General features: G+C 72.1%; 4 protein-coding genes and 1 rRNA gene. 2 read left to right on the plus strand and 3 right to left on the minus strand.

All coding sequences use genetic code 11. The features are described 5' to 3' along the window. Positions 1–94: 94 nt before the first annotated feature. Positions 95–4,522 (minus strand): HAMP domain-containing protein, encoded by a 4,428-nt coding sequence (locus C7C46_RS20845; protein WP_110671398.1) that lies wholly within the window; start codon positions 4,520–4,522, stop codon positions 95–97. A 290-nt stretch (positions 4,523–4,812) separates the two neighbouring features. On the opposite strand from C7C46_RS20845, the gene C7C46_RS20850 reads away from it, so the two are divergent. Next, positions 4,813–7,371 carry a SpoIIE family protein phosphatase gene (locus tag C7C46_RS20850; RefSeq protein WP_245984623.1) on the plus strand — a complete coding sequence of 853 codons (2,559 nt, stop codon included), beginning with the start codon at positions 4,813–4,815 and terminating at the stop codon, positions 7,369–7,371. Positions 7,372–7,691: 320 nt separating this feature from the next. Further along, complete coding sequence (locus C7C46_RS20855) at positions 7,692–8,258, plus strand: acetate uptake transporter (RefSeq protein WP_110671400.1); 567 nt, start codon at positions 7,692–7,694, stop codon at positions 8,256–8,258. 66 nt (positions 8,259–8,324) lie between these two features. Here the strand turns inward: C7C46_RS20855 and C7C46_RS20860 are convergent, their stop codons facing one another. Further along, a complete protein-coding gene (locus tag C7C46_RS20860) occupies positions 8,325–9,170 on the minus strand; it encodes a phosphatase PAP2 family protein (RefSeq protein WP_110671401.1) in 846 nt (281 codons plus the stop codon). Positions 9,171–9,283: 113 nt separating this feature from the next. Beyond that, positions 9,284–9,400, minus strand: a 5S ribosomal RNA gene (gene rrf, locus C7C46_RS20865). Positions 9,401–9,452 lie beyond the last annotated feature (52 nt).

The following is a 9,452-nucleotide window of genomic DNA, read 5'->3' on the forward strand; positions in this document are numbered from 1 at the left end:
CTGCACACCGTCGCCACTCGGTTACTGTTCGCAACGATGAGTGACCCTAGCGGGTTCCCGGTCCGGCCCGCCAGTAAACGCCGATGTCCGGGCGCTACCCGCGCGCCCCCAGCCACTGGCGCATCACCGCCAGCAGGTGGTCGGTGTCCACCGGCTTGGTCACGTGGTCGGAGGCACCGGCCTCGATGCTCTTCTCCCGGTCGCCCTTCATCGCCTTGGCGGTCAGCGCGATGATCGGCAGTCCGGCGAACTGGGGCATCCGGCGGATCGCCTCGGTGGTCGCGTAGCCGTCCATCTCCGGCATCATGATGTCCATCAGCACCAGGGCCACGTTCTCGTGCTGCTCCAGGACCTCGATCCCCTCGCGCCCGTTCTCCGCGTACAGCACGGTCAGGCCGTACTGCTCCAGCACGCTGGTGAGCGCGAAGACGTTGCGCACGTCGTCGTCGACGATCAGCACCTCCTCGCCGTCGAACCGGCCGGTGAAGTGCTCGCTCGCGCCGGAGCGGGCCTCCGGCACCGTCTCCTGGCCCGGGCTCGGCAGGGCCGGGGGCTGCAGTACGCCGCGGCGGCGCTTGACCGCGTCCCGGCGCCGCTCGAGCGCCAGCTCGCGCACCTCCTGCGCCCAGTGGTCGGCCGGGTTCTCGCCCACCGGCACCGGCTGGCCGGTCGGGGTCACCCCGACCGCGGCGCGCGCCGGGCCGTTCCCGTTCGCGGACCGCTCCGCGGCGCTGCCCGGTGCGTCGGCGTGCAGCGGCAGGTAGAGGGTGAAGGTGCTGCCCGCGCCCAGCTCGCTGTCGGCGTGGATCTCGCCGCCGAGCAGCCGGGCGATCTCCCGGCTGATCGACAGGCCCAGGCCGGTGCCGCCGTACTTGCGGCTGGTGGTCCCGTCGGCCTGCTTGAACGCCTCGAAGATCTCCCGCAGCTTGCCCTCGGGGATGCCGATCCCGGTGTCGGTCACCGAGAAGGCCACCAGCTGGGCGTCCGGCGAGCCGATCTGGCCGGACTCCAGCAGCTGTTCCCGGACGTGCTGCGGCACGTTCGAGCCGGACGGCCGGATCTCCAGCCGTACCCCGCCGGAGTCGGTGAACTTCACCGCGTTGGAGAGCAGGTTGCGCAGCACCTGCTGCAGGCGCTGCTCGTCGGTGTGCAGGGTGGGCGGCAGCTCGGGCGAGACGGTGACGGTGAGGTTCAGGCCCTTCTCGGTGGTGAGCGGGCGGAACGCGGCCTCCACGTAGTCGGTGAGCTGCACCAGCGCGATCCGGCTCGGGCGCACGTCCATCTTGCCCGCCTCGACCTTGGACAGGTCCAGGATGTCGTTGATCAGCTGGAGCAGGTCGGAGCCGGCCCCGTGGATGGTGTCGGCGAACTCGACCTGCTTGGCCGACAGGTTGCCCTCGTTGTTGTCCGAGAGCAGCTTGGCCAGGATCAGCAGCGAGTTGAGCGGGGTGCGCAGCTCGTGCGACATGTTGGCGAGGAACTCGCTCTTGTACCGGGAGGCGAGCGCGAGCTGCTCGGCGCGCTCCTCCAGCACCTTGCGGGCCTCCTCGATCTCGCTGTTCTTGATCTCGATGTCGCGGTTCTGCTGGGCCAGTTGCTCGGCCTTCTCCTGGAGCTCCTCGTTGGTGCGCTCCAGCTCCTCCTGCCGGGCCTCCAACTCGGCCGATCGCATGGAGAGTTCGGCCGTCAGCCGCTGCGACTCCAGCAGCAGGCCCTCGGTCTTGGTGTTGACGCTGATGGTGTTGACGGTGACGCCGATCAGGTCGGCCACCTGGGTCAGGAAGTCCATCACCACCGTGGTGAAGGTGGAGAAGGTGGCCAGCTCGATCACGCCGAGCAGCCGGCCCTCGAAGAGCACCGGCAGCACCACCACGTGCGCGGGCACCGACTCGCCCAGCCCCGAGGAGATCCGCAGGTAGCCGGGGGGCGTCTCGGTCAGGCTGATCGGCCGCTTCTCGACCGCGGCCTGGCCGACCAGCGACTCGCCGGGGCGGAAGGTGGTCGGCATCGAGCGCCGCTGGTAGCCGTAGGAGCCGATCAGCCGCAGCACGGTGTCCGACTCGTCGTCGTCCTCGGTGAGCATCTCGGAGGAGCGGCCGGCCGGCTGGGCCAGGAAGAAGGCGCCGTGCTGGGCGGAGACCACCGGGGTCAGCTCACTCATGATCAGCGAGGCCACCGCCTCCAAGTCCCGCCGGCCCTGCAGCAGGCCGGAGAACCGGGCGATGTTGGTCTTGTGCCAGTCCTGCTCCTGGTTGGTCCTGGTCGTCTCGCGCAGGTTGGCGATCATCTGGTTGATGTTGTCCTTGAGCTCGTCGATCTCGCCGGAGGCGTCGACGTCGATGCGCAGGGACAGGTCACCCCGGGTCACCGCGGTCGCCACCTGGGCGATCGCGCGCACCTGCCGGGTCAGGTTGTTGGCCAGCTCGTTCACCGACTCGGTCAGGTCCTGCCAGGTACCGTCCACCCCGGGCACCCGGGCCTGGCCGCCGAGCCGCCCGTCGGTGCCCACCTCGCGGGCCACCCGGGTCACCTCGTCGGCGAACGAACTCAGCTGGTCGACCATGGTGTTGATGCTGGTCTTGAGCTCCAGGATCTCGCCCCGGGCGTCCACGTCGATCTTCTGCGACACGTCGCCGCGGGCCACCGCCGTGATCACCAGGGCGATGTTGCGCACCTGCCCCGTGAGGTTGTTGGCCATCTGGTTGACGTTGTCGGTCAGGTCCTTCCAGATGCCGGCCACGCCCGGCACGTCCGCCTGGCCGCCCAGGATGCCGTCGGTGCCCACCTCGCGGGCCACCCTGGTCACCTGGACCGCGAAGGCGCTCAGCTGGTCGACCATCGTGTTCAGGGTGCCGGCCAGCGCCGCGACCTCGCCCTGGGCCTCGATGGTGATCTTCTTGGAGAGGTCGCCGCGGGCCACCGCGGTGGCCACCTCGGCGATGTTGCGGACCTGGCTGGTCAGGTTGTTCGCCATGAAGTTGACGTTGTCGGTGAGGTCCTTCCAGATGCCGGAGACCCCGCGCACCCGGGCCTGGCCGCCCAGGATCCCGTCGGTGCCCACCTCGCGGGCCACCCGGGTCACCTCGTCGGCGAAGGCGCTCAGCTGGTCGACCATCGTGTTGACGGTGGTGACCAGTTCGAGAATCTCGCCGCGCGCGTCGACGGTGATCTTCTTCGACACGTCGCCGCGGGCCACCGCCGTGGTGACCTCGGCGATGTTGCGCACCTGACTGGTCAGGTTGGACGCCATGAAGTTGACGCTGTTGGTCAGGTCCTTCCAGGTCCCGGAGACCCCGGGCACCGTGGCCTGGCCGCCCAGGATGCCCTCGGTCCCCACGTCCCGGGCCACCCTGGTCACCTCGTCCGCGAAGGCGGAGAGCTGGTCGACCATGATGTTGATGGTGTTCTTCAGCTCCAGGATCTCGCCCCGGGCGTCCACCTGGATCTTCTGCGACAGGTCGCCGCGGGCCACCGCCGTGGTCACCTGGGCGATGTTGCGCACCTGGTCGGTCAGGTTGTTGGCCATGAAGTTCACCGAGTCCGTCAGGTCGCGCCACACCCCCGCGACCCCCGGCACCTGCGCCTGACCACCCAGCCGCCCCTCGGTACCCACGTCCCGGGCCACCCTGGTCACCTGCGCGGCGAACGAGTTGAGCTGGTCCACCATGGTGTTCACGGTGTTCTTCAGCTCCAGCATCTCGCCGGCCACGTCCACCGTGACCTTGCGCGAGAGGTCGCCCTTGGCCACCGCGGTGGTCACCTCGGCGATGTTGCGCACCTGCGCGGTCAGCCGGCCGGCCATCGTGTTGACCGAGTCGGCCAGGTCCTTCCAGCTGCCGGAGACCGAACGGACCCGGGCCTGGCCGCCCAGCTTGCCCTCGGTGCCCACCTCGATGGCCACCCGGGTCACCTCGTCGGTGAACTCGGAGAGCTGCTCCACCAGCGCGTTCACCGTCCGGCCGACCTTGAGGAACTCGCCGCGCAACGGCTGGCTGCCCCCGTCCGGCTGGGCCGAGCGCAGCTCCATCCGCTGGTCCAGGTCACCCTCGGCGATCGAGGAGAGCACCCGGCCCACCTCGGCCATCGGGCGGGCCAGGTCGTCGATCAGCGCGTTGCCGTTGTCCACCGCCGAGGCCCAGGCGCCCTCGCCCGCACCGTTCTCCAGGCGCGCGGTCAACCGGCCCTCGCGCCCGACCGCCCGGCGCACCCGGGCCAGCTCGCCGGTCAGGTGCTGGTTGCGCTCGGCCACCTCGTTGAAGACCGCGGCGATCTCCGCCATCGGCCCGTCACCCGGAATGGTGAGACGGCGGCGGAAGTTGCCGTCCCGCATCGCGGTCAGCGCGCCGAGCAGCTTGCGCAGCTCGGCGGGCTCGGCTCCGCGGCCGTGGGCCGCCCGGCGCCCGGCACCGCCACGGGGCGCGGTGGCCGAACGCGCACCACGGCCCGTGGGTGCGCCCTTCGGCCCGGTGGTGGCCTGCCCGATAGCGTCCTTGGTGGCCGAACTCAACGGGACCTCCCACATCGCGGTTGGCTTGCTGTCCACGGACGGGCCGGAGCGCCGCTACCGCGGATCCCCCAGTCTGACAGTTCCGACCGGCGCAGATGACCCCCTTTGCGCAGGCTCACACCGATGTGTGGGCGTTGTGGTGGGCAGAATCACTCCGGGGATACCGTTTCGGTCCCCCTCGCCCCCGGGGAGGCCACCCGGAAAGTAGGGTGGGACGCTGCGCCTCGCCCTGGCCGGCCCGCACCGACCGCCCGGCGGCGCCAGCCGCCGAAGCCGTACCCGAAGCAGCAGAGGAGAAGCAGCCCGTGGTCACCGCGCGCGCAGCCGCCACCTTCGAGCCGGACGGCCGGTCGGCCTCGGCCGCGCGCGGCTTCGTCCGCGACGCGCTGCTGGGCTGGGGGCTGCCCGAGGTGGTGGACGACGCCGTGGTGCTGGTCAGCGAGCTGGTCACGAACGCCGTGGTGCACGCCGGGACGGCCGCCGAGGTGAGCTGCCTGCGCGAGGAGGACTCGGTCCAGATCGGGGTCACCGACCACCACCCGGAGCGCGGCCTGCCGGCCTTCGCCGCCACCCCGAACGCCGGTGCCGGTGCCGAGGTCTCCGAGCACTTCGCCGACGCCGAGGGCGAGGGCGGGCGCGGGCTGCTGATGTGCTCGGTGCTGTCCAGCCGCTGGGGCGTGGAGTACGCCGCCGGGCAGAAGACGGTCTGGTTCCGGCTGCCGCTGCAGCGGGCGCTGCCCGGCACCCGGTACGCGCTGCCCCAGGCCCCCGGCGAGGTGCTGCCCAGCACCGACGGCCCGGTGCTGGTCGGTGTGGTGCAGTTGGACGCCGCCGGCCTGGTGCGCAGTTGGAACGCCGATGCCGAGGGCCTGTTCCGCCGCACGGCCGCCGAGGTGCTCGGCACCGCCTGGGCCGACCTGGTGGTCTGGCCCGGCTCGCCGGCCGGCAGCCTGACCGAGGTGCTGGGCCTGGCCCGCTGGGAGGGCTCCTACGGGATCCGCCGCGCCGACCAGCGCACCATCGAGGTCTACGGCTCGCAGGTCCGGGTGCTGGACGCCACCGGCTCCCCCGCCGCCCTGTGCCTGCTGGTCCAGCAGCGCGACCGGGCGGTGCTGCGCACCCCCGACCGGGTCACCACCGCGGGTGTGCCCGCCGGGGGCGCCATCGAGCCGCTCGAACTGCTGCCCGACCCCGCGCCCACCGACGACCTGCCGGGCCTGCTCCAGCAGACCGTCGAGCGGGCGCGCGACCTGCTCGACGGCGACGCCTCCTACCTGCTGCTCACCAGCGAGGACGAGAGCGAGTTCGAGGTCCGCGCCTCCACCGGCCTGCCCGCCGGGCGGGCCCGCAACGTGCGGATCCCGCTCGACGCCGGCCCGGCCCGCTACGACTCCGCCCGGCTGCCGGCCGTGCACGAGGACCTCGCGGTCCGGCCCGGTGCCGTCCCGCTGCTGGCCGGCACCGGCCTGCGCTCGCTGATCACCGTGCCGCTCAAGGTCGAGGGCCGGCTGATCGGCTCGCTCGCGGTCGCCGCCGGCAGCCCCGGCAAGTACGACAACGAGCAGGCGCTGCGCCTTCAGTTCGCCGCCGACCGGATCGCCCTGACCGTGGAGAACGCCCGGCTGGCCGAGCGCGAACGCCGCCGCCGGGGCGCGCTGTCCTTCCTGGTCGAGGCCTCCGACCTGCTGGCCGGCACCTTGGAGCACGAGCAGACACTCGCCCTGATGGCCCAGATGGCGGTGCCCACGCTCGCCTCCTGGTGCGCGGTCTACACCCTGGCCGAGCACAGCCGCACCCCCGAACTCGCCTTCGTGCTGCACGAGGACGAGGACCGGATCGACCCGCTGCGCGCCCTGCTGCGCCGCACCTCCGCCCCGACCTCGGTGGCCGCCGCCGGCACCGCGTTCTGGAGCGGTCCGGCCGAGGAGCTCACCCCCGTCGAACCGGCCGGGCTGATCGGCGACACCGTGGTGCTGCCGCTCAGCGCCCGCAACCGGGTGATCGGCCTGCTGGTACTGGGCACCCGGACCGGGGTGTCGTTCCGTCAGGAGATCCTGGAGCTGGCCGAGGACCTGTCCCGGCGGGCCGCGCTGGCGATGGACAACTCCCGGCTGTACTCCGAGCGCTCCGCCACCAGCCGGGCGCTGCAGCGCAGCCTGCTGCCGCCGGAGCTGCCCAAGATCCCCGGTGTCGAGGTGGAGGTGTTCTACCAGGCGGCCGGCGAGGGCAACGAGGTCGGCGGCGACTTCTACGACCTGTTCCCGATCCGCGAGGGCACCTACGGCTTCGCCATCGGCGACGTCTGCGGCACCGGTCCGCAGGCCGCCTCGGTCACCGGGCTGGCTCGCAACTCACTGCGGCTGCTGGCCCGCGAGGGGCTCGCCGCGCCGCAGGTGCTCACCCGGCTGAACCGGGCGATCCTCGACGAGGGCAGCCGCGGCCGCTTCCTCACCCTGCTCTACGGCGAGCTGACCCCCCGCGAGGACGGGCGCACCGAGCTGAGCCTGGTCTGCGCCGGGCACCCGCTGCCGCTGCGGCTGCGCGCCGACGGCCAGGTGACCCCCGCCGCCGAGTCCCAGCCGCTGCTCGGCGTGCTGGAGGAGCTCGAGCTGACGGCGGAGCAGGTGGTGCTGGAACCGGGCGACGTGCTGCTCTGCGTGACCGACGGCGTGACCGAGCGGCGCGAGGGGCAGCGGATGCTCGGCGAGGACGGGCTGGCCGAGGTGCTCACCGGGTGTACCGGGCTGACCGCCGGCGCCGTGGCGGCCCGGGTGCAGCGGGCGGTCGAGCGGTTCGCCCCTGAGCCGCCCTCCGACGACATGGCCATCATCGCGCTGCGCGTCCCGCTCCAGCGGCAGGGCTGAGGCCGCAACCACCTGCCTGACGTGCGCACGCTTGGCGCGCCGAGGGCTGACTGATTATCAAATTCTCTGATTCACAAGGGTACAAGCGGTCGCCTGGCGGGTAGACACCTGCTAGTCGGTGATCCGGCCGCTCCCGGTCCCCTCACCGGCCCCCAAGGGCCCGCTACGGCCACCGCGACGGCTGTGGATCCGCCGGCGCCTCACCCACCCACCCCTCCTTCTGCGGCCCCGCGCGCCCGCACGCCTGCGCACGAACGCGGCTGGGCCATGCCCGAAATCACTCTCCGCACACGAGACACGAACCACGAAAGGAGCCTCCGGTGAGCAGTGACGCTTCCGGGGCCTACGCCCGATCCGGCGCACTCGACGCGGGTCCGCTCGGCTACCTCGCACTCGGCCTGACCCTTCTCGCCTACGGCCTGCTGCAGACCGGGGTACTGCACGGCACCGGCGTCGCCGACGCGGCGGGCCTCGCCCACCTGGTCGGCGGGGTCGCGCTGTTCGTCGCCGGCCTGTGGCAGTTCCGCAGCGGCGACACCTTCCACGGCACGGCCTTCGCCTGCCTGGGCGCCTTCTGGGCCACCTGGGCGGCGGGCTCCGGCGCCGCGGCCGGCAAGAACGCGGCGGGCCTGTTCATGCTGCTCTGGGCGCTGCTCGCACTGAGCCTGGCGGCCGCCGCCTGGCACACCGGCTGGCTCGGCCGCGGTATCTACGGCCTGCTGACCCTCGCGCTGCTGCTCGGCGCGATCGGCACCTTCGGCAGCACCGGCGGCCTGGTCAAGACGGCCGGCTGGCTGGCCGCGGTGGCCGGGCTGCTCAGCTGGTACTCCGCCACCGCCGCGCTGACCAACAGCGGGTGGGGCCGGACGGCGCTGCCGGTGCGGTGACCGGTGCGGTGACCGGTGCGGTGACCGGGGGAACGGCCGGTGCCTGAGCCGGTGCGCCGAGTCCGGTCAGCGCACCGAGCTCACCGGGCGGGGTTGGTCAGGACTCTCCTGACCGACCCCGCCTGCGCGTGCCCGCCGCAGCCTGGCCGCGCCGTACTGCACGGCGTACGCGAGCATCAGCAGCCAGACGGCGACCAGGCCGTCGGCCCAGAAGTGGTTGGCGGTCACCACCACGACGGCGACGGTGAGCACCGGGTGCAGCAGGACCAGCCAGCGCCAGGGCGACTCCGCCACCGCGATCACCGCGACGGCCACCAGGACGCACCAGGCCACGTGCACCGAGGGCATCGCGGACAGCTCGTCCGCGTGCATCCCGCCGATCCCGGCCGAGTAGACGGACTGGCCGTACTGGGCCGCCAGGTCGGCGAAGCCCTGGTCCGGCAGCATCCGCGGCGGCGCCACCGGGATGAACTGGACCAGCAGGCAGGCCGCCGTCACCAGTACCACCGTGGTCCGCACCCAGGCGTACCGGGCCCGGTGCCGCAGGAACAACCAGAGCAGCACCACCAGCATCACGCCGAAGTGCATGGCCGCGTAGTAGTAGTTGGCCAGCCGCACCAGTACCGGGTAGGGCGTCACCGCCCGCTGCCAGGAGGCCTCGTCGGGCAGCCCGAGCCGTAGCTCGGTGCGGTGGATCCACTCCGCGCGGTCCAGGGCATGGTCACTGGACATCAGCGAGAGCTGGCCGACCAGTTGCCAGAGCGCGAACAGGGCGAGCAGGATACCGGCCTCGCGCAGCACCGCCACCACGGTACGGCGGGCCGGCAGCGTCCGGTGCACGGCGTACGAGCCCGCGAAGAGCGCCACCGCGGAACCGCCGGAGGTCTGCCAGGAAAGGGTCAGGTTCTGCAACGCCGTGTGCCTCTCCGTGCCGCCTCGTGCTGCTGGCTGAGAGGGTAGCGTGCGGGCCCGGAAACGCGAAGAAGCCCCTACCGGTTACCGGTAGGGGCTTCTTCTGAAAGGTTGTTCGGCGGCGTCCTACTCTCCCACAGGGTCCCCCCTGCAGTACCATCGGCGCTGTAAGGCTTAGCTTCCGGGTTCGGAATGTAACCGGGCGTTTCCCTCACGCTATGACCACCGAAACACTATGAAACTGTCGGCCGCACCCACCCACAAGACTTCCCGGGCGGGGGT

It is taken from the genome of Streptomyces tateyamensis (assembly GCF_003205575.1).
Classification (GTDB): Bacteria; Actinomycetota; Actinomycetes; order Streptomycetales; family Streptomycetaceae; genus Kitasatospora; species Kitasatospora tateyamensis.

Coding starts and splice junctions, on each gene's coding strand:
- C7C46_RS20845 (WP_110671398.1), bottom strand. CDS start 4,522: ATGTGGGAGGTCCCGTTGAGTTCGGCCACCAAGGACGCTATCGGGCAG.